General features: G+C 72.7%; 19 protein-coding genes and 1 tRNA gene. 11 read left to right on the top strand and 9 right to left on the bottom strand.

From position 1 onward, the window contains the following. Positions 1-5 precede the first annotated feature (5 nt). Positions 6-761: an NUDIX hydrolase gene (locus tag G6R24_RS01165; RefSeq protein ID WP_225437968.1), complete on the bottom strand. Its 756-nt coding sequence runs from the start codon at positions 759-761 to the stop codon at positions 6-8. Between the two features lie 245 nt (positions 762-1,006). Here G6R24_RS01165 and G6R24_RS01175 point away from each other — a divergent pair, with 245 nt between their 5' ends. Further along, complete coding sequence (locus tag G6R24_RS01175; protein WP_175084412.1) at positions 1,007-2,401, top strand: esterase-like activity of phytase family protein; 1,395 nt, start codon at positions 1,007-1,009, stop codon at positions 2,399-2,401. A 40-nt stretch (positions 2,402-2,441) separates the two neighbouring features. Here G6R24_RS01175 and G6R24_RS01180 read toward each other — a convergent pair whose 3' ends face one another. Together G6R24_RS01180 and G6R24_RS01185 are read right to left on the bottom strand one after the other, a co-directional pair. Beyond that, positions 2,442-3,044, bottom strand: a complete 603-nt coding sequence (locus G6R24_RS01180; protein WP_163547299.1) for a histidine phosphatase family protein — start codon at positions 3,042-3,044, stop codon at positions 2,442-2,444. Next, the gene (locus G6R24_RS01185; RefSeq protein ID WP_163547300.1) at positions 3,041-3,409 is read right to left on the bottom strand and encodes a DUF3618 domain-containing protein; all 369 of its coding nucleotides are present in this window, start codon (positions 3,407-3,409) and stop codon (positions 3,041-3,043) included. The genes G6R24_RS01180 and G6R24_RS01185 overlap by 4 nt, the downstream gene beginning before the upstream one ends. A 485-nt stretch (positions 3,410-3,894) precedes the next feature. Between G6R24_RS01185 and G6R24_RS01190 the strand changes: the two genes are divergently transcribed. The 3 genes from G6R24_RS01190 (at position 3,895) to bcp (ending at position 5,947) form a co-directional block, all read left to right on the top strand. Then, on the top strand, positions 3,895-4,584 hold the full coding sequence (locus G6R24_RS01190; protein WP_163547301.1) for a MauE/DoxX family redox-associated membrane protein: 690 nt from the start codon (positions 3,895-3,897) through the stop codon (positions 4,582-4,584). After that, entirely contained in the window at positions 4,559-5,302 is a 744-nt protein-coding gene (locus G6R24_RS01195; protein WP_163547302.1) for a DsbA family protein, read from the top strand. Before G6R24_RS01190 ends, G6R24_RS01195 begins: the two co-directional genes overlap by 26 nt. Positions 5,303-5,455: 153 nt before the next feature. Then, entirely contained in the window at positions 5,456-5,947 is a 492-nt protein-coding gene (gene bcp, locus G6R24_RS01200) for a thioredoxin-dependent thiol peroxidase (RefSeq protein ID WP_163547303.1), read from the top strand. Positions 5,948-5,954: 7 nt separating this feature from the next. Here the strand turns inward: bcp and G6R24_RS01205 are convergent, their stop codons facing one another. Continuing rightward, positions 5,955-6,368, bottom strand: a complete 414-nt coding sequence (locus G6R24_RS01205; protein ID WP_163547304.1) for a hypothetical protein — start codon at positions 6,366-6,368, stop codon at positions 5,955-5,957. A gap of 313 nt (positions 6,369-6,681) precedes the next feature. Between G6R24_RS01205 and G6R24_RS01210 the strand changes: the two genes are divergently transcribed. Continuing rightward, positions 6,682-6,763: transfer RNA gene (locus tag G6R24_RS01210), tRNA-Leu, on the top strand. Between the two features lie 85 nt (positions 6,764-6,848). On the opposite strand, the gene G6R24_RS01215 is transcribed toward G6R24_RS01210, so the two are convergent. The 4 genes from G6R24_RS01215 to G6R24_RS01230 form a co-directional block, all read right to left on the bottom strand. Beyond that, on the bottom strand, positions 6,849-7,922 hold the full coding sequence (locus G6R24_RS01215) for a lysylphosphatidylglycerol synthase domain-containing protein (protein WP_163547305.1): 1,074 nt from the start codon (positions 7,920-7,922) through the stop codon (positions 6,849-6,851). 401 nt (positions 7,923-8,323) lie between these two features. Further along, positions 8,324-8,767 (bottom strand): ATP-binding protein, encoded by a 444-nt coding sequence (locus G6R24_RS01220; RefSeq protein WP_163547306.1) that lies wholly within the window; start codon positions 8,765-8,767, stop codon positions 8,324-8,326. 230 nt (positions 8,768-8,997) lie between these two features. Then, positions 8,998-11,019 carry a hypothetical protein gene (locus G6R24_RS01225; RefSeq protein ID WP_163547307.1) on the bottom strand — a complete coding sequence of 674 codons (2,022 nt, stop codon included), beginning with the start codon at positions 11,017-11,019 and terminating at the stop codon, positions 8,998-9,000. A gap of 230 nt (positions 11,020-11,249) precedes the next feature. After that, a complete protein-coding gene (locus G6R24_RS01230; RefSeq protein ID WP_163547308.1) occupies positions 11,250-11,918 on the bottom strand; it encodes a hypothetical protein in 669 nt (222 codons plus the stop codon). A 255-nt stretch (positions 11,919-12,173) separates the two neighbouring features. On the opposite strand from G6R24_RS01230, the gene G6R24_RS01235 reads away from it, so the two are divergent. The 4 genes from G6R24_RS01235 to G6R24_RS01250 all read left to right on the top strand — a co-directional run bounded on the left by G6R24_RS01235 (position 12,174) and on the right by G6R24_RS01250 (position 16,765). After that, positions 12,174-12,566 (top strand): GroES family chaperonin, encoded by a 393-nt coding sequence (locus tag G6R24_RS01235; protein WP_163547309.1) that lies wholly within the window; start codon positions 12,174-12,176, stop codon positions 12,564-12,566. A 476-nt stretch (positions 12,567-13,042) separates the two neighbouring features. Then, on the top strand, positions 13,043-13,342 hold the full coding sequence (locus G6R24_RS01240) for a DUF4193 family protein (protein WP_163547310.1): 300 nt from the start codon (positions 13,043-13,045) through the stop codon (positions 13,340-13,342). 160 nt (positions 13,343-13,502) lie between these two features. Next, positions 13,503-16,676 (top strand): winged helix-turn-helix domain-containing protein, encoded by a 3,174-nt coding sequence (locus G6R24_RS01245; protein WP_163547311.1) that lies wholly within the window; start codon positions 13,503-13,505, stop codon positions 16,674-16,676. Then, positions 16,622-16,765 (top strand): helix-turn-helix transcriptional regulator, encoded by a 144-nt coding sequence (locus G6R24_RS01250; protein ID WP_083507109.1) that lies wholly within the window; start codon positions 16,622-16,624, stop codon positions 16,763-16,765. The genes G6R24_RS01245 and G6R24_RS01250 overlap by 55 nt, the downstream gene beginning before the upstream one ends. 99 nt (positions 16,766-16,864) lie before the next feature. Here the strand turns inward: G6R24_RS01250 and G6R24_RS01255 are convergent, their stop codons facing one another. Then, positions 16,865-17,413 carry a hypothetical protein gene (locus G6R24_RS01255; protein ID WP_163547268.1) on the bottom strand — a complete coding sequence of 183 codons (549 nt, stop codon included), beginning with the start codon at positions 17,411-17,413 and terminating at the stop codon, positions 16,865-16,867. 1,050 nt (positions 17,414-18,463) lie between these two features. On the opposite strand from G6R24_RS01255, the gene G6R24_RS01260 reads away from it, so the two are divergent. Together G6R24_RS01260 and G6R24_RS01265 are read left to right on the top strand one after the other, a co-directional pair. After that, positions 18,464-19,249, top strand: coding sequence for a helix-turn-helix transcriptional regulator (locus G6R24_RS01260; protein ID WP_225437973.1), 786 nt, complete (start codon positions 18,464-18,466; stop codon positions 19,247-19,249). Between the two features lie 146 nt (positions 19,250-19,395). Further along, on the top strand, positions 19,396-19,617 hold the full coding sequence (locus G6R24_RS01265; RefSeq protein WP_163547312.1) for a hypothetical protein: 222 nt from the start codon (positions 19,396-19,398) through the stop codon (positions 19,615-19,617). Positions 19,618-19,880 lie beyond the last annotated feature (263 nt).

Raw genomic sequence — 19,880 nt, forward strand, 5'->3', positions numbered from 1 at the left:
CAGTGTCAAGCCGTCGGCGCGGCATCCCGTAGGACGGCCAGCGCGGTCGTCACCAGGTGGCGCATGAGCGCCGGGTCGTCGCCGCGGTAACGGGCGAGGAAGTCCTCCGGCGCGAGGATCCGCCGTCCCGCCGACTCGTGGGTGCTCTCCCAGGTAGCGAGGTCACGGACCCGGGCGGTGCGGATCACCATGTACGTGAGGTCGTCCGGGCCGAAGTGGTCCGACTCGATGACCTCGACGGGACGCAGCGGGCCGAGCCGGGCCCGGATCTCCTCCCATGCCTCCCGGCGGATGGTCTGCTCCAGCGACGACTCGCCGCGCTGCACATGCCCACCGGGGATGTCCAGCCCGCGGGCCAGCTCGGCGACGACCAGATGCCCGTCGTCGGTCACAGCCACCACGGACGCGCTCGTGACCTGCTCGAAGGGCGGATCCGGGGAGGGGCCGAGGCAGGTGAGGGTCGAGGGCCGCTCACCGGTGCCGCGCACCTGGCGCCGATCGGCGCGCGCCGGATCGGTACCCGGGTGGCCCGCCTGCGCGGCGGCCGGGTGGTCGGTGCGCAGGTTCTCGGCGTCCATGCGGGGACATCTCCTTCTACAGGTCGGGCTCGAGGTCGGAATGTGCCCACCCGTCAGCGCCAGCGGACTGCCGTGGACCACGACCGCGGCGACTCGGGGTACCAGGTTCGCGGGAATGGTCTCGCCCCGACCCGGGAACGTGGGGATACCGATGGCGATGTCGGTGAACCCCCATGAACTCACGGTAGTTATGTGTGAAGCAGGTGCGGAGCCGAGCTGGAGCCGGAACTGGTGTGCCGGCACCGCCACGCCCCGGTGGTCGCCGGTTCCACCCGTCCGCTGCGCCTCGGCCAGGTCTTATGTCGCACGTGCGGTTGGCGTAGTACTGCTGGTCAGCACCGGTTCATCCGCTGTCCACCAGCGACTCCTAATGTCCCATCTCGGCCGGATCACCGGTCGGTCGGCGGGGACGGGACAGGGGAGTGTCGATGAGCGCAGCGGGGGGTGCCCGGCGACGGGCGTCGGGACGGCGCGGAGTGTCGCGACGGCGGGGGATGGTGGCGGTCGCCGGGTTGGCGTTGGCGCTGCCCATGGGGCTGCTGACCGGGCCGGGGGTGGCCCTGGCTGGTCCGCCGGCGTCGGGCGCGGGTTCGGTCGTTCCCACGGTGGTGCGCACGGGGACCCTGCCCGACACCAGCCTGGCCAGTTTCGCCAACGCACTGCTGCCCGGGTCCGTCCCCGACGACCACGGGGTCAAGCTCGGTGGGATCGGCAGCGACCTCTACCCGGCCGGCGCGCCGAACGAGTTCTGGACGATCACCGACCGCGGCCCGAACGGCCAGATCCAGATCAAGGTGGACGGCAAGAACCGCCGCACCTTCCCGGTGCCCGGCTTCGACCCGGCCATCCTGCGGGTGCGGGTCGAGGGTTCGACGATCCGGGTGCTCACCGCCGTGGCGATCACCACCACGCACGGCAAGCCCGTCACCGGCCTGTCCAACATCGACGGCGTCGACGAGACCCCGTACACCTGGGACGCCACCACCAAGCTCGCGTTCGACCCGAACGGCCTGGACACCGAGGGCCTGGTCCGCACCCGTAACGGCGAGTTCTGGGTGGTCGACGAGTACAGCCCGTCGCTGCTGCGGATCAGTCCGACCGGTCGCGCGCTCGCCCGCTACGTCCCCGCCGGGGTGAGACTGACCGGGGCGGACTACCCGGTGATCGCCACGCTGCCCGCCATCCTCGGCAGCCGCAAGATCAACCGTGGCTTCGAGGGCATCACCCTCGCCCCCGACGGCCGCACCCTCTACCTGGCCGTGCAGAGCCCCCTGCAACTGCCCGACGCCGACACCGGTGACGCCTCCCGCAACACCCGCATCCTGCGCTTCGACACGTCCGCCACGAAGGTCACCGGCGAGTACGTCTACCGGTTCGAGGATGTGACGACCTTCGACCCGAGCGCCGAGGGCGACCCGTCCGAACTGAAGATCTCGTCGCTGGCCGCGGTGAACGACCACACGCTGCTCGTCGACGAGCGCACCGATCCGGTCGCCCGGCTCTACACCGTCGACCTGCGCGGGGCGACGAACATCCTCGGCACGAAGTGGGACACGGCGACGACCAGCCCGTCGCTGGAGTCGCTGGCCGACCCGTCGAGCGCCGACGTCCGCGCGCTGCGCAAGACGCTGGCCGTCGACCTCGAGGCCGTCCCCGGGATGCCCGACAAGATCGAGGGTGTGGCCGTGCTCGGGCCGCGCGGCATCGCGGTGGCCAACGACAACGACTTCGGCCTCGGCACCTTCGACGCCGCCGGTCGACTCGTGGACTCCGGGGTGCGCAGCCGCATCCTCCTGCTGCACCTCAACCGCCCCCTGGCCTGATCGATCCGGCCGAAGGCCGTCGGCGCGCGGGCGGGTGGGCTCAGCCGGGCAGGTTGAGCAGTTCGATCGCGGGGGACTCGTGCTCGTGACCGAGCACCGAGAGGGTGCCCGCGCCCAGCACGAACCGTGCGCCGGCGCGCGGCGGCAGGCCCAGCCACCGGGCGATGAGCACGCGCAGCATGTGCCCGTGGCCGACGAGGGCCACGTCGCCGCGCTCCAGCCAGGGGCGCAGCCGGGAGAGCACCGCGTCGGCGCGGGCACCGACCTGCTCGGGGGTCTCACCGCCCGGTACGGGCGCGTCCCACACCGTCCACCCGGGGACGCTCTGACGGATCGTCACGGTGGTGACGCCCTCGTAGTCGCCGTAGTCCCACTCGGCGAGGTCCTCCCAGACGAGACGTTCGGGCACCGGCGGGGAGACCAGACCCGCGAGATCCGCGGTGTGCCGGGCGCGGCGCCGGGGGCTCGTCGCCGCGAGCACGAACGTCAGCTCGTCCAGATGGGCGGCCTGCGCGGCGGCCTGACGCTCGCCCTCCTCGGTCAGCGGGACGTCGGTCCGGCCGGTGTGCCGACCGTCGCGGCTCCAAGCCGTCTGGCCGTGCCGCAGCAGCACCACCCGGCCCGGTGCCGGGGCGCCGCTCATCGGCTGGCATGCCGCCGACGGCGTCGGCGCACCCCGCCGACGAACAACACCAGCGTGCTCGTGGCCAGGACCACCCGATCCCAGCGGACCGCCCGCACGACCCTCGGCTCGCCCGTGTCGACACCGGGTGGCGCGTCGGAGGGCACCCCGGGGGTGAACGCCGTCTCCGGGCTCGGCGCCGGAGCCAGGCCGAGTACGGGGCCGTAGCGCTGGCGCAGCTCCGTGGTGCGCACGCGCAGCTGCTCCTGGGCGCGCTCGGCCACCCGACGGGGGCTGACGATCTCCGCGATGGCGTCGATCGTCTCGGCGAGCTCGGCGCGGGTCTCCTCGATCTGCTGCTGGATGGCGGCCGGGTCCTGCGGCACGAATGTTGCCCTCTCGTCCGGTGCGGGTGGCGGCGCGACGTCCCGCGTCGGGTGTGGCCGGCCTGTTCCGATCGTGCCAGACCTGCCACCCCCCGGCGAGGCAAAACGTCGCGGCGCGTGCCAGGACATACCTCTCATCCGGCGCCCAGCCCGCCCGGTGGTGGCACTGAGCAGGGCGGACCCGGTCGCCACGGCTGGCCGCCGCGGGTGCACGGCGGCGCCGGTCGGGGCCGGAACGGGCCGGCCGGCCCGTCGGGAGCGGGCCGTCCGGCGCCTGGGGGATGACGCGGCGCGGACTACGCTTGAGACCGGGTGTGACGGCCTCGGACCAGGTCAGACCGGATATGGGGGGACAACCCACGGCCGGGTTCGCGACGGCTGACCCCGATCGGGATATCGGGCCGCTTCTCACTCGTTGGCACAGGCAGTTCGACCCGGGTCTGTCCCGGGCGTCCGCGGCACGTTCGACCAGGAACGGAACGGACATGTTCACGATCGCCCATCGCCTGCGCGCCCCGTCGCAGCCGGCGAGCCGCGTGGTCTCCACCGCGCTGCGGCTCGTCCTCGGTGCTGTGTGGCTGGCCGCCGGGCTGCTCAAGATCAACGATCCCGACGGGATGCTGCGCTCGGTGCGGGCGTTTCGGATCCTGCCGGAGTCGCTGGTCCAACCGGTCGCCTACGGCGTGCCGTTCCTGGAGATCGCGCTCGGCGTGCTGTTGGTGCTCGGCCTGGCCGTGCGGGTCAGCGCGGTCGTGTCGGCGCTGATGTTCGCGACGTACATCGCGGCCATCGCCTCGGCGGCGGCCCGCGGCCTGCGGATCGACTGCGGCTGCTTCTCCTCCGGCGGCGATCTGGGCGCCGACGCGCCCACCCACTACACCTCCGAGCTCGTCCGCGACAGCCTGCTGCTGCTCGTCGCGCTCGTGCTCGTGTGGCGGCCCACCGGCTACCTCGCGGTGGACCGTCTTCTTGACAGACCGGTCGACCTCGACACCTCGCACGACCCGAACCAGGACGAATCCGCTCTGGATGATCCCAGCCAGGACGATCCCAGCCAGGGCGATCCCCGCCTGGGCGACGCCAGTCTGGACGAAGCCGGCTCGGGTGATGGCGCCACGTCGACCGCCGACCACCGCAGGAGTGACGTAGATGGCTTCGAAAGTCTCAAAAAGTAAGCAGACGGCGAGCGCCGAGGATCGCCGGACGAAGGCGGCCGCCGCCCGAGCCGCGGCGGCCGCGGCGGAGCGGCGGCGGCGCAACCTGATCGTCGGCGGGGCCGTCGTCCTCGTGCTCGCGCTGATCGCCGTGCTCGGTTTCCTCGTGCAGAACTCGCGGGAGGAGTCGAAGCCGGTGGTGTTGCCGGCCCCGGCCACCGGCACCGACCACGGCATCATCGTCGGTAAGGCCAGCGCGCCCGTCACGGTCGACATGTACGAGGACTTCCAGTGCCCGGCCTGCGAGGCGCTGGAGACCCAGACCGGCCCGACCATCGGCACCCTGCTCGACCAGGGCAAAATCAAGATTGACTATCACATGATGTCGTTCCTGGGCCCCGAGTCGGTCCGGGCGGCGAACGCGGCGGCCGCGGCGGCGAACGAGGGCCGGTTCCGCGAACTGCATGAGGTCCTCTACGCCAACCAGCCCGAGGAGAAAACCGGTGGTTTCACCAACGCCACCCTCATCGAGCTCGGCGCCAAGGCCGGCCTGACCTCGCAGGCCTACAAGGACGCGGTGAACAACGGCACCTACGACGGCTACGTCCACAAGGTCGACCAGGACGCGTCCAAGGCCGATGTCACCGGCACCCCGACGGTGATCATCAATGGTAAGCGGCTCACCAGCGCCGAGCTCACGCCGGACGGCTTCACCGCCGCCGTCAACGCGGCGGCCTGAGCACCGCGGGTCGCCGGCCGACCAGATGACCCGGCCCAGCCCGGCCTGGGCCGGGCTGGGCCGGGCTGAAACGGGAGTGGGGCGAAGCGGAGACCACGCCCGGTCGGCGGTCGGTTTGCCGATCTGCCCGGGCCCCGACTACCTTGTCGGGCCATGACCGAGACCGCCACCGCCGCCCGCCTGTCCGCCGGCGACCCCGCACCGCTGTTCACCCTGTCCGACGCCGAGGAACGCGAGGTGTCGCTCGAGTCGTACCGAGGCCGCCGGGTGGTGGTCTACTTCTACCCGGCCGCCTCCACCCCGGGCTGCACGAAGCAGGCCTGCGACTTTCGGGACAACCTCGCCCTGCTGGGCGATGCCGGCATCGACGTGCTCGGTATCTCGCCGGACAAGCCGGCGAAACTCGCGAAGTTCCGCGACGCCCAGTCACTGACCTTCCCCCTGCTGTCCGACCCGGACCGGTCCGTGCTGGCGGCCTACGGCGCGTTCGGGGAGAAGACGATGTACGGGAAGAAGACCGTCGGGGTGATCCGCTCGACCTTCGTCATCGGCGCGGACGGCGCGATCGAGGTCGCGCAGTACAACGTGCGCGCCACCGGTCACGTCGCCAAGCTGCTACGCGACCTGAGCCTCGCCGCCGACTGAGCGCGGCTCAGCTGGCGGGGCGCAGGTCCCAGCGCAGCAGCACGTTGTCCGGCCGGCCGGGGTCGACGAGCACCGGGATGCGCCGTGGGCGCCCGGACGAGGCGACGGCGAGGGCGGCGAGGTCGACGTCCGTGCCCGGGGCGACGGCGGCGCGCACCACCGGATAGGGCTGGCCGCCCGGCTGGTCCACCAGCAGGTGGACCTCGGCGACGGGCCGGCCGTTCACCCGGGCGCCGGTGTCGCGCAGCGCGTCGACGGTCGCGGTGGTCGCCCGTCCGCTGTCGATCAGCCGCAGGGCCTCGTTGCGTTCGGTCAGCGCCTGCGCGGCGGGCTCGGCTGGCGTGGGCGGCGCGGGCGGGGTGGACGAGTGGGGCTCGGGGGTGGCCGCCGCGGCGGAATCCGGGATGTTCGGGTCGGTCATGGGTCGGTCTCCCCGTTCTCGCGTGCCGGTCTCACCTGCCGGTTCGCGAGCGGGTCCAGCGCGCTACCGGGGCTGGGCCTGGCGGGCCGCAGCAGGCTCAGCGTGCCGTAGCGGGGCCCACCGTGCGGGTCGGCCAGCCGACAGCTGTCACCTCATCGACGCGGGGTTATGTGTCCCGTCCCCGGCGCGACAAACCCCGCGCGCGGAATCGGGACGTATCCGGACCGATGCGACGGCGCAGCGTGGCGGGTCTCCGGTGCTTCGCCGAACCGGTCGGTAAACCGCTTGCCCGGCCTCGCTACCCTGGTGGCACGCGGGAGTGGCGGAATGGCAGACGCAGCAGGTTTAGGTCCTGCCGCCCACTGGGCGTGGGGGTTCAAGTCCCCCCTCCCGCACCCTTGCGCTGTCGCACTCGGGACGAGCCGGGCGGTGCGCAGGTCGGCGGTGCGCAGGTCAGCGGGCCGTCCGGCCGGCGTGCGTCTAGAGGTCGCCGCTGCGGCGCAGGCCGGCCAGGGCGAGTGCGCCGGGGACGACCGGCAGCCAGAAGCTGATCACGCGGTAGACTAGGACGGCGGCGAGCATGGTCGCCGCACTGCCGCCGGCCGCGGTCAGGCCGAAGGCCAGCGCCGGCTCCAGCGCGCCGACCCCGCCGGCTGTCGGTGCCGCTCCGGCGACTATCGAGCCGACCAGGTAGACGGTGGCGACCGACATCAGCGTGACGCTGGCACCGAACGCCCACACCGTGCAGGCGAGCGCGAGGATCTGGAACAGCCGGGTAGCGGCCTGCGAGGCGACCAGCAGCGCGGCCCGACCGGGGGAGTGCGCCAGGGTCGACAGGTGGCTGCGGAACACCCGGGCGGCCGGGCGCACGACCACCCGGACCCGTGGATGCGCGACGGTACCGGTGACCAGCGCCATCACGATCACGACGGCGATCGTGGTCGGCCCCGCACCCAGATCGTGGACGGTGGTACGGACCGGGCTGACCACCGCCGTGCCGATGCCGGAGTCGCTGAGGGTGCCCGCGACGATCGCGAGACCCAGCAGGTGGGTCACCGCGCCCGCGCCCTTCACCGAGGCGACGGCGGCGAGTGCGGCCGGCCGGGTCATCCCACGCCGTTGCAGGAACCGCAGGTGGACCGCGATCGCGCCGAGGCCTGCGGGGACGATGCGGTTCGTCGCGGCGGCGGCGAGCTGCACGGCGGTCACCATCCGTAGTGACATGCGCAGGCCGCTGGCGGATCGCAGGGAGACGCCGTTGGCCACGTAGAACAGGGCGGTCGCGCCGGCGCAGGCGGCCAGCCAGTGCCAGCGCGGAGCCGGCACGCCGGACAGCCGGGACGCGGCATCCCCGCGGAACTGAATGCCCAGGACGACCAGCAGGATGCCGGTGGCTATCAGACACGCCAGGGTGCGCCGACGTGAACGCGCCCGAGCGGTGGACGCGTCCGGCATCACCAGCGCCAGCGGTTCGGCGAAGACATGACGGTACGGATCCTCGGGGCCGCAGAGATGCGCGGCCGGGGAGGCGGCGGGTGAGGAGGAGATTGTCATGCCCGCGTCACCAGGGACCGCGGCGATCTCGCCGACACGCGAGCCGAGAACGACCGGAATCTCGATGGCAACCCCCGTCGGGCTGGTGCCGTGGCCACGATCGTGGCGCGGCGAGCTGTGATCACCGTACGCGAGTTGCCTGAACAGGGACTGAAGTGCCCACACTGTTGTGCTGACGGCTGCCCATCCAGAACGTACGTATCGCAGACCCGACTATCGCCGACAGATGCTGTCGGCGGTGCGCCACTCGCTCTGCGCCACGTCATGCGACCTCCCGCCCGGTCAGTTCGAGCTGGATTGCATTACTTCATAATAATAAAAGCGGATATTTTGGACTACCTGTGAAAGGCCGGCCCCGAGCTGGGTGCGGCGCCCGCGCTCCCGCTCCGACGCCCGGGCGCTCAGGTGCCGCAGGTGACCTCCATGGAGCCCTCCTGTCGCGGGGGGTCCGGCTGGCGCGGTAGGTCGAACCACACCTGTTTGCCGGGTCCCTGCTCCCGTGGGCGGTCCACGATCCCCCACTGCAGTGCCAGCGCCGCCACCAGACGCATACCTCGCCCCGACTCGTCGTCGTCGGCCAGCCGCAACGTGGGATGCAACGAGCTCCCGTCATCGACCGCGATGCGGATGCGGTCGATGCTGAGGGTGACGGTCAGCCGTAGTGCGCCGCGGTCACCGACGAATCGGACCGCGTTCGTCACCACCTCGCTGATGAGCAGCTGGGCGACCTCGATCGCCTCAGCCCGGTTCCAGGCGGCGAGCAGCTCGGTGACAAGCCGGCGGGCCCGCCCGGCGGCGCGGGGTTCGGCGGGCAGGTCGAAGCGTGCGGTCAGTACTCCGGCCACGCCTCACCTTCCGTGGGATCGAGCGGAACGGCTCCGGCACGCGGTGTCGTCCTCGCGTCGGGCACGCTGCCCGGCGACGCGTACCTGCCTCCTTGTCCGGCACCTCAAACCTGCGCCGATCGTGGCCACGGGTCGTCTCTCCTTCACCGGTCGCACCTGGATACCGCGTGCGACCCCCCCAGCAGGGGACGACGCGCCGCGGTGGACAGCGAGATCCGCGGCCGATCGACTCAGATCACGTCGATGCCATCGAGGACCGATTCCTGCCGCGCCAGCCACGCCCTGGTGACCTCGTCGACCTGGGCCTGGTCGACGAGGGCGGCCGCCGGGGAGAGCCCGTTCGTGCCGCTGTGGGTGCCCGTCACGGGCTGCGGGGGCCGCGGTGACAGTCCGGGCAGTGCCGGGGACGCGTGCCGCTGAGCGGGCTGCTGAGCCGGGCGGACCGTCCGGTGCTCGGCGGCCCGGCGCGCGTTCGACCCCGCGGCCCCGGCGCCCGCCCCTCGCGGGGCGTGGGTGGGCTCGGGCGGGGTCCGTCGGGGCACGCCGAGCCGATCGACGGGCATCGCGGCGGGTGGGCGTCCCTGCGGCCCGAGTTCCGCCAGCCCGGATTCTCCCGGCCCGAACCCATTGCCCGGCCCGAACCCATTGCCCGGCCCGAACCCGTTGCCCGGCCCGAACCCGTTGCCCGCTCCGAACCCATTGCCCGGCCCGAAGCCGGTGACGGGCGCGTCACGGTCCGCCGCACCGTTGCCGCCGTCGCCCGTTCGGGCCGGGGCCAACCCGGAGCGGCCGGTGATCTCGACCGGTCCGGAGATCGGCGGCGCCGGACGGGAGGTGGGTACCGCGATGCCGTCCGGGTAGTGGGGCACTGCCGCGCGATCGGCCGGACGTGCCGGTGACGCGGCGCCGGGTGCCGGGTGGTATCGGCCGTCCAGCTGGGCGGCGGCGGGAGCCGGTGTCACGGGCAGCGGGGGCGCGGGTGCTGGTTCGGGGGCGGCCAGACCCGGCAACCGGGGCACCGCGCCGGTGGGCCGAGGCTGACCGGGTGCCTGCCGAGCAGGCGCGGGTGGGAAGGGAACGCCGGACCCGGAGGGCACCGGGCCTGGTCGTGGGCCGGCCGGCGCGCCACGGCCAGGATCGTCGAAGCGGCGCGCCGTGGTGGGCTGGCGCACTGGCGGGGCCGCCGGGCCGGCGGGCTGATCGCCGGGTCTGGCGCCACCCCGACGTCGGACGTCGTCGGGGTGGCGCTCGCTGTCGCGCCGCGTGCCCTCGGTGTACGGGGCGTCCTCGCCGTAGGGGACGGCGCCGTAGGGGACTTCGCTCACGGGCCGACGCTCGACGCCGCGCGGATCGCCGGCGTATCGGCGTTCGTCGCCGTAGCGCTGCTCGTCGCGAGGGCGGCGTTGCGTGTCGTACCGGGTCGCGTCTCGGCGCCGAGCCTCGTCGCGGTGGCGGGCGTCCTCGCGGTGGCGGGCATCCTCGCCGTACTGGCCGTCCGGCTCGGGTCGACCGTTGCCGTACTGGGCTTCCTGCCCGTACTGGCTGTATCTGGCGTCGTCGCCGGGGCGGGCGGCGGTGGGATAACGGCGGTCCGTCTCGCGGCGGGGATCCTGGGACCACGGGCGCTCGGACCGGTCGGCCGGCGGGTAGTGCGCCGCGGGGAGCTGATGCTGATCGCGACCGCGATCCCGCTGGCCGAACTCGCCGTAGCCGGACTGGTCGATGCCGACCGGCGGCGCACCGGCGGTCGCGGCGAGGGCGGCCGGTGCCATCGGCATGGGCGCGGCCGGGGGAGGTGCGGACGGCGGCGGTATGGACGGCATGGGTGCGGACGGCGGTGGTGTGGACGGCGGTGGTGCGGACGCCGGCGGCGGGGCGATGGGAACAGGCGCGGTCGGCGGGGGCGGCAGGATGCGGCCGACCGGTGGCCGTGGCGCCGGCAGCTCCTCGGAGTGATCGCCCGGCGCGCCGGCGTGCAGGCCGAGCGGCGCGAGATCGGCGTCGCCGTCCTGGCTGGGATCGTCGGGCGCGATGCCGGTGATCGCCACGATCGAGGCGCAGGGCCAGAGCCGGTCACAGCTGAGGCAGAGCTCGAACTCGTTCGGCTGGTGCAGGTCGATTAGTGTGATCAGGGAGTTGATATGTTCGATGATCTTTGGACCGACCAGTACCGGCCCACGCGCGATGACGTCGAGCTCGGAGCGTAGTCGCCCGTGATACTGCTCGACGTCGGCAAGCCGCGGATCGTCCATCACAGGCAGCATGCACCATAGCGGCCGAGAAGGCGCGAACGGTGTAGAACGAAAGAGGGTGTTGTTACGGACGCCTTACCTTCCGCGCCCGTGAACAGGCCCAAAGCGGCGCCGAGCGTCCAAATTTCGTTACGTGACGTAACGGCGGTGGGCCCCTGGGGCCCCGCCTCGCCCCGCCCGCTGCGGCCGCACGTGCGCTCTGGTCCGTCGACGTTTCGGCTCCCAGCTGATCAGGAGCGTTCCGGCCGCACCTCGTCGGTGCGACGCACCTGGCGCATCAGGCCTTCCTGCAGCCGGGCGAACTCCTCGATGTAGGGACTTTCGACCTGGCCGGGAGCGCCGCCGGGCTTCTCACCCGGTGCGGAGCGGTCGAAGGACTCGAAGCCGGCGAACTGGCCGGCTCCGTTCGCCAGTGGCATCCGGTCGGCCTGGCCGTCGAAGGCCGGGTAGTGGCCGGCGGCCTGCTGTGCTCCCCGGTCGCCGGGGGTGTCGTAGCTCGGCCCGTACGGCGGCATGGGTGGGGTGCCCGGCGCCGCGGGGCGATCCTGGGCGTTGTCGAACGCCGGGTAGTGCGCGCCGTTCGCCGCGGCCGCCCGTTCGGCGGCGCCCCCGTCGTAGCCGTAACCGCCGGAGCCGTTCGCGTTGGCCGCACCCGGGGCGATCGACAGCGGGGCGCCGTGTCGGCCGTCGCCGTTCGGGTCCGCCTGCTCGGTGGACAGGAAACCCTCGGCCGCCGGGTAGATGCGGGCGGAGAGGCTCACCGACATGGGATCGCTGCCGTAGGTGATGACGTCGACCTGGTCCTCCGCGCTGATCCCGCCGTTACGGGCGAGATCGACGAAGCGGAACAGATCGGCCCAGCGCAGTCCATCGAGATCGACACTGATGCGCAATGCCATGGTGGTGCCCCATCCCTGAGGTTCGTGACGTGCCGACGGTTCGCAGGCGCCAACAGACAAGCGATGAGGTGCCACGGCACGTCGCCCGTCAGCGCCAGCCCGGGCGGCGATGGGCGGCAGCTTATACCCCGTTGGGAGAGCATTCCCGCTCCGGTATGGTTCAGCACTCTCTGCGCCGTAAGAAGTCGCCAGTGGAATCGGACTTGAGTGACATCCCTGTGGCATCCCGGTGGCGGACGGGTAGTGTCCCGACCTGTGACTGTTGTGTCCGGCGGTGTCAACGGAGTCGACCCGATGACGGGGATGGACGTCCCGGCAGGTGTCACCCAGGCCGGCGGCCTGCCGATTCGGCTGCTGCACGACCGCGTGCTGGTGCAGCCGCGCGAGGACGCCGCCGACCGGCGCTCCAAGGCGGGCATCGTGATCCCGGCGACCGCGCAGATGGGCAAGCGGCTGGCCTGGGCGGACGTGGTCGCCGTGGGCACCGCGGTGCGCACCATCCAGGTCGGCGACCGGGTGTTGTACGACCCCGAGGAGCGGGCCGAGGTCGAGCTCCACTCGACCACCTACATCCTGCTGCGGGAGCGGGACGTGCACGCGGTGGCCGCCCAGCGCGTCGATGACGGGCTGACCGGCCTGTACCTCTGAGCGGCGCGAACCTCGCCTGATCCGCGCCGCGGGTGGTCCGCCGCGGGTGTCGTTGGAGCCGTGCGGGGACCGCCTGTCGTCACACCCGGGCCGCAATGGTGTACGGTGCCGCATCGGTCGGCATACGAGTGCGCCGCCCGGGCCGTGGTGGCCGGTCGTGAATGTGGTGGGCCAGACACCGCGCCGGCTGGTCCGCTGTCTGGCCTGACGCGGTTGTGACCCGTATCCTTCGCTCGGCTTTGGAGATCCGCGTTCCGGCCGGGACCCTTGGATGTGGTGAGGCACCGGGAATGCGGACACGGGCCCGGTAGTCACTGCGTCCCCGGGTTTGCTGCGTACGGTAGCCGTCCGATGTCTTCGGGTGCCGGGTTGTGGAGTTTCGTGTGTCCGGTGGACCCGGTCCCATCGGTGTGGTCATCGGCCTTGGCATGGCCAGTGGGCGAGCGACGGTAGAGAAAGGGAAGGGAACAGGACGCATGGCGCGTGACTTCGACGCTCGGCGAAGCGCGGACGTGGAGGACGACGAGCTTCAGGAGCAGAGCCTGGAGACGCTGAAGGCGCAGCGGGCTGGTGCGGCCGCGGATCTCGGCGACGACATGGACGCTCTCGAGGCCGAACTCGACCTACCGGACGCGGAGGTACGCGACGAGGAGCTCTCCCTGCGGGTCCTGCCGCGTCAGGCTGACGAGTTCACCTGCACCCGGTGCTTCCTGGTGCAGCACCGCAGCCAGCTGGCCGACCCTCGGCGGGTGGTCTGCTCGGACTGCGCGGCCTAGTCGGCCGCCGCCCTGGCGGCGAGGTGACTCGTCCCATCCCGTCCCGCCTGCTCCGGGCGCCGGCCGATGTGCTTGGCGTCCGGAGGCCGACACGGGTTGCCCCTCCGTCTAAGTAGCTGTACCACTACCCAGGGCGAGATTGCCGTGGGGGTGGTGTGGAGTGCGGGACGAACAGGCACCGATAGCCGGTGATGTGCTGCCCGGTGGTGTTCCGTCAGGCCATGCCCTGGCGCGGCTGCCGCTGGTGCACGGCAACTTCGTCGTTCCGTCGGCGCCGGCCGGATTCGTCGACCGGCCCCGACTGCGGGCCGATCTCGACGCGGCGATGGCCCGGCCGCTCACCGTTCTGTCCGCGTCCGCCGGCTGGGGCAAGACCACGCTGCTGGCCTCCTGGTCGGTGGGACGTTCCGGCCGACCGCCCCTGGTGTGGATTCGGCTCGACCCGGCGACCCGATCGGCCGCCGAAAGCGAACCGGGCCTGGCCCTGTGGCCGCAGCTGCGTCACGGGCTGCGGCTCGCGGGCATCATCGGGCCGGACGCGCTACGCGACGGCGACGAGTCGGCCCCGGCGACCGCGACCGACTACCGGCCACTGGCGAACCTGCTCGCCACCCGGACGGAACCGGTCGTCATCGTGCTCGACGACGTCCATCGGGTGCGCCACGCCGCCGATCTGGGCGGGCTCGATCTGCTGCTGGAACACGCGGGGGACAGGGTGCGCCTCGTGGTGGCCGGCCGTTCGGTGGCGATGGCCCTGCACCGCCCACGTGCCGACGGCCGGGTCACCGAGTTCGGACCGCGCGACCTCGCCTTCTCCGAACGCGAAGCCGTCGACCTGCTACGGCTGCACCAGCCGGACCCGTGGACCGCCCCACCCGACACCGTCGCGGATCTGGTGGGCGCGACCGAGGGCTGGCCGACCGGTCTGCGCCTAGCCCTCGCCGCCGGCGGTCCCCCCGAACCCCGGGACACCGCCGGGGTGTCATCCGGGGCGGCGCCCGCACCGGTACTCGGTCGGGCGCAGGACGTCCTGGCCAGAGCACCCGACATCGCCGACTTCCTGCGGGCGGAAGTGCTCGATCGGCATTCCCCCGAGGCGCGGCGCTTCCTGTTGCGCACCAGCCTGCTGGACGAGGTCACCGGGCCGCTCGCCGAGGTCGTGGTCGCCGACGGATCGACGTTGCCGGGTGCGGGCCGACTGGCCGACCTCGCCGAGCACGACGGCTTCGTGGTGGAGCTCGCCGGTGACCGCGGCTACCGCTACCACCGGCTGCTCGCGGCGATGCTGCGCGCCGACCTCGCCCGCGACCGCGGTGAGGACGTGGACGAGCTGAACCTGCGGGCGGCGCTGTGGTTCACCGCGCACCGCCGGCCCCTGGACGCCATCCGCCACGCCGTCCAGGCCGGCGACTGGTGGTACGCCGCCTGCCTGCTGCTCGACGGGTCCGGGCGACCGGAGCAGGCCGGGCTGGTCGGCGCGTTGCTGGGCCCGACCCACGTGCTGGACTCGACCCTGGCCGGGCTGCCGGCCGCCCCCGCGCACTGCGCGGAATGGGCACTGGTCGTCGCCGTCCGTGCGCTGCGGGCCGGCCAACCGGACCGGGCCGGTGGGGCGCTGCGGACCGCCCGGGAGGCGATCGCGGTCGCCCCGGCGTCGCGGCGGCGCTGGCTGGGCGTGCAGGCGGATCTGATCGACCTGAGCCTGGCCGAGCTGACCGGCGCGCCCGAGCAGATGCAGAGCCTGGCCCGCCGGCTTCTGCGTCCACCGGCGACAACCCCGGCAGCACCGACAACTCCGACCGCTCCGGCAACGGTGACGCCATCGACGGACGCGCCGGCATCCGAGCCGCCCGTGTCATCCGGGCGATCCGTGGCACCGGTGGGGCTGGCGGCGTCGGCGGCCAGGACGGCGCTGCCGGTGGACGTCGACGAGATCGTGTACGCGCTGGCCCGGTGCGGCCGGGGGCGCGCGCACCTGTGGCTCGGTCGGCCCGACACCGCGGCGGACGATCTTCTGGCGGCGCTCGACGCGGCGCGGTCGGCGGCTTCACGGGCGGTCGCGACGTCCGCCGGCGGTGCCCTCGCTCTCGCCCTCGCCCTGCGTGGTCGGCTGCGGCTGGCCGAGTCCCACGCGTGCGACGTGCTGGCGCTCGTCGGGGGGACGGCGCGGCCCGCCGAACCTGACCAGGGGCTCGACCGGCCGGGTGCGGCCGCGCCGACCGGTGTGCTCGAGGCCCATCTCGCCCTCGTGGTGGTGGCCCTCGGCCGGGTCGACCGGGAACTGGCCGCCCGGCACCTGCGGGCCGCTCGGGCCTGCCAGGGCAGTGGTCATCCGCCGGGGCTGCTCGACCTGATCACGATCTGGCAGGCCAGGCTGCTGCAACGGCTTGGCCATCCCGACGATCTGCGGGCCGCCCGGCGGCTGCTCGGCGGTCAGAGCCGACCGACCGGTCCGCCGCTGTGCGTGTCACTGTGGCAGGCCGCCGAGATCGACCTGCTGCTGGCGAGCGGCAACGCCCAGGCGGCCCGGGCGGTGCTCGAACGCGGCGCTCCGTCGCGCCAGGCCGACCATGTCCGGCTGCTCGCCCGGGCCCGGGTCGAACTTGGCTGCGCGGATCTGACGGCCGCCGATCAGGCGGTGTCGGCGCTGCTGCGGGCCGGCGGGGGAGGCGGGCCGACGGTGACGGCCTGCGTGTTCGCCGCGGTCATCGCGGCCCGTCGCGACGATCATGCCCGGGCGACCGATCTGCTCGCCCGGGGGCTGGCCCTGGCCGAGGACGAGGGCTTCGCCAGCCCCTTCCTCGACCTCGGGAGCGAGGTGACGGCACTGCTCGACGCGCATCCCGGGCTGTCGAGCGCGCATCCGAGGTTCGTCACCGAACTACGCGGGATGCTGACCCGGGAGAACGCCACGGTCCCGACACCCGGGAGGGCGCCGTCCGGGCGGCCCGTGACCGTGACCGAGAGGATGACGATCGGGGCGTCGGTGCGGGGGGAGGCGCTGCCCGCCGGATCGCCCTCCGGCGGCATGCCGGCGCCAGGCCCCCGCCCTGGGCCGTCGTCCGTGCGGGCCGCGCAGCAGGCGGGGACTGTCCGGGTCCCCGCACCGGCCGGTCCGCGCGCACCGATCCGACCTGGCGGCCCGGTGGGCGTGGGCGAGGCCCCGAGTCCGAGTGGTGCGGGCGGCCTCGGGCGGCCGTCCGGGCCGGGAAGCTGGGAGCGCGGACCGGCGACCGGCTCAGCGACCGCGAGCTCGCGGTGCTCAGCTACCTGCCGACGATGCTCACCACCGCCGAGATCGCCGCCGAGCTCTACGTCTCGGTCAACACGGTGAAGACACATCTGAAGAGCATCTACCGCAAGCTCGACGTCCCCCGCCGACGAGACGCCGTCCATCGTGCCCGTGAGCTGCATCTGCTCTGAGTCATCTACTCGGAGTCATCCGCTCGGAGCGGATGGTGGCGCGGGCCGCCGGGCGGCTGACGGTCAGCCCGGCCGCCCGCGGGGTCCGTCGCCCACGGGTCAGCCGGACTGACGGCTGCCCTGCCAACCGGGGTCGATGGCGCCGGGCTGGGTGGGGCGCTCGTCGTCGGTGAGTGACTCCGCGGTCGGGTCGATCTCGGCCGCCACCGAAGCGGCGTGGGCCAGGGGTGCGCTGGCGGTATCCGCCACCCGGCCGGGCGCCGACATGTGGTCGAGTGCCGGGGCGTGGTCGAGTGCCGGGGTGTGGTCGAACACCGAAGCGAACAGGTGGCGTTCGAGGTCGCGGTACGGCGGCGGGGTCGTCGGGACCGGCCCGAAGGCATCCCCGTCCGTCCCGGGGAAGTCGCTGGTCAGCTCGTCCGGGCGGGCTCGGGCCGCTCGATCGGGGAACGGGACAAGCGGCGCGTTCTCACGTGCCGCCGGCGTCCGAAGGACGGCCCGCAACACGCAGATGACGCCGGTGGCGATGCCCGCGACCATCAGAATGAGGCCGAGGACCTGAAGATCAATTCCCCCTGGCCGCCAGGTGAGGGCGTAGCGCAGCGCGGCGCCCACGGCGACCAGGAAGACCGACAGTCCCAATGTCATCGTCGTTCACCCCGTTTACCCCGTTCATCCCGTCGCGGTGGCGGGATCGCCGCCGTAGGGACGAGGGAATCGGTGGCGCGTGGCCGCATCACTCGATCCGCGTCCGGTGCGGGTCGCCGCATAGGCCAGGAACCCCGCCGCCGGCCGGCGGAGGTGATGCGTCTTCCGTTCTGGTGCAGCTGTCTTGTTCCCTGCGTGACGGCGTCCCATGCGCTCTGACGTTGCGCGCGAGACGTATCACCCGACGTGAGGGGTAGGGCCCGGGCGGACGGGGACCAGTCTGGGCTGTGGGCCCGGAGAAGGGCCGCGCCTGTTCGTGGGACGGCCGGAAGAGGCCGGGGCGGGCCACGAAGCGGCCGTAGGGCGGCCACGGGAAGCGCCTGAACCTCTACCAAGGTAGCCCAATGGGGGGGTACACGGGAGAGGCGAGCGTCACGCAAACGAGTGTTCTGCGGGGTCTACGACGTAACCCGGACAAGAGATGGCCGGTTGGGGGCGTGTTTCTCCCACCTGAGTGGTGGGTTTGTCCGGATAACAGACGAGGGGCGTGGGTCAGTGCTGGCGTAGCAAGGTAGGCGGGCCCTACGCTTGCCGAACATGTCCACCGTCACCGGAATTTCATCCGGTGACGTAGCCACCACCACCGGGCCCCGCCCGGTGCACATCTGCGTATGACCCCCGGAGGCACACGTGAACGACCGAGTCCCCCGCCCGGCTGATGATATCGGTGAGGACCTACCCCATCAGCCGCGAATCGGCGTGACCGTGGACACACCAACAGACCTCGGTGTGGTGGGACGTATGGCGCGGCATGCCCCGGTGAGCCCATCGGCTTCGCCAGTCGCACCGCACCGTGCCGCGGCCACCAGGCATCCCGCACCGGCCACGGGTGCGGGCGGCGCCGCCGCGCGACCACTGTCTCACACCCGGGCCGCGGGGCCACTGACAGGGGCCCCTTTGGGGCGCGGCGAGGTTCCGCTGGCCGGTGCCCGGAGCGCGGCCGGTGCCCCGGTGCGCCCCGGCGCGACGGCGGCGCGCGCGGGTGCGCCGATGCCCCGCGACCTGGCCCTCGGTGCCGCGGAGCTGCGCGGCATCCTGCGGGTGGTCGAGGACTGTGAGCGGGCCTCGTCGCTGGCCTCGTTCCGGGAACTCGCCCTCGATGGCATGGCCCGCCACCTCGGCTACCGGCACTCGGCCTTCTTCCTCGGTTCCTCCATCGAGACCGCCTTCCAGGACGCCCGGCCCACCGGCCATGGTCTGGCCCTGCGGCTGGCCGGTCCCTACATGGAGCGTTACCGCGAACTCGAGGCGCTGAGCAACCCGGAGAGTCTGCGTTCGGTCCGCGAGCGTGGTCTGGCGACGCTGGATGACCTCGGCGTGCCGGAGCGGCCCGAGGTGCGGATGCGCCTGGAGCGCTTCCTGCGCGCCCACGGGATCCACGCGAAGCTGCTCGTGCGCCTGTTCGGCCCGTCGAACGTCGGCGCGCTGATCTCGTTGCTCGACTCCCGTCCCGGCGCGTTCGGCCCGCGGGACCGGGCCGTCGGCGCCGTCCTCGGGCGACACCTGGGCAACCTGCTGCGCTTCTACATCCGCACCGACCCGGGGCCCTCGGTCGCCGGTCGGCTCTCGGCGCGGGAACGCGACGTCGTGCGGCTGGTGGCCGAGGGTCGGTCGAACCGGCAGGTCGCCGAGGCACTGTGCATCAGCATCGACACGGTCAAGCACCACCTGACCCACGCGTTGGTCGCGACGGGATGCACGAACCGCACCCAGCTCGCCATCGCCTGGCAGCGCGAGACCAGCGCCTTCGCACCGCCGAGCCCGCCCCGGCCGTGACGATCCGCGCCGCTACCCGTCCGCTTCGGCCGGTGCCCGCGGCCGATGGATCGTCTGGACGTCGTACGTCCGCGTCAGCTCGGCCTCCGGTCGGCCCGACGCGCTGACGTCACCGCGGACTGGCACGTGCACGTCGCGAAGGCACGATGTTGCTGGCTGGCGAGCTGCCCTGGCGCCGCACGGTGCCCACTCTCGTCATCGCCGGCCGGCTCCGCGCCGGTACCCAGCCGGTCGCGCACCTGGTAGGTGCCCGGGCCGGCGACCACCCGATCATGGTCGCGGTGACCCCACCCGCGCCCGATGGTCACCTGCCCGCAGGTGCGTGCTGCGCAGCCCGCCCGATCGTGGGCGGTCGGCCCCTGGTCTGACCGCCCGCGATCGGGGTCCGAGGCGCGCCGGGAGTCGTCCCACCCCGCCTGATCGCCGTCTCGCCTGGCGTTCCGTGGCCTTCTCCGACGGTAATCAAAATCTTTTTTTGTACTGGTTAGACCATTTTTTGCTGACCTCACGGAGATTGTGCCGGGAAAGCGTCGGCCCGACCGCGCGATGGTATGTCCGGATAAGGATACCCGTAACTGGTCAGGTCTCGTAGATCGTTTGTTTTTTGTTCCTCGGCTGGCTGGGATGCTTT

Source organism: Candidatus Frankia nodulisporulans (genome assembly GCF_902806475.1).
Taxonomy (GTDB): domain Bacteria; phylum Actinomycetota; class Actinomycetes; order Frankiales; family Frankiaceae; genus Frankia; species Frankia umida.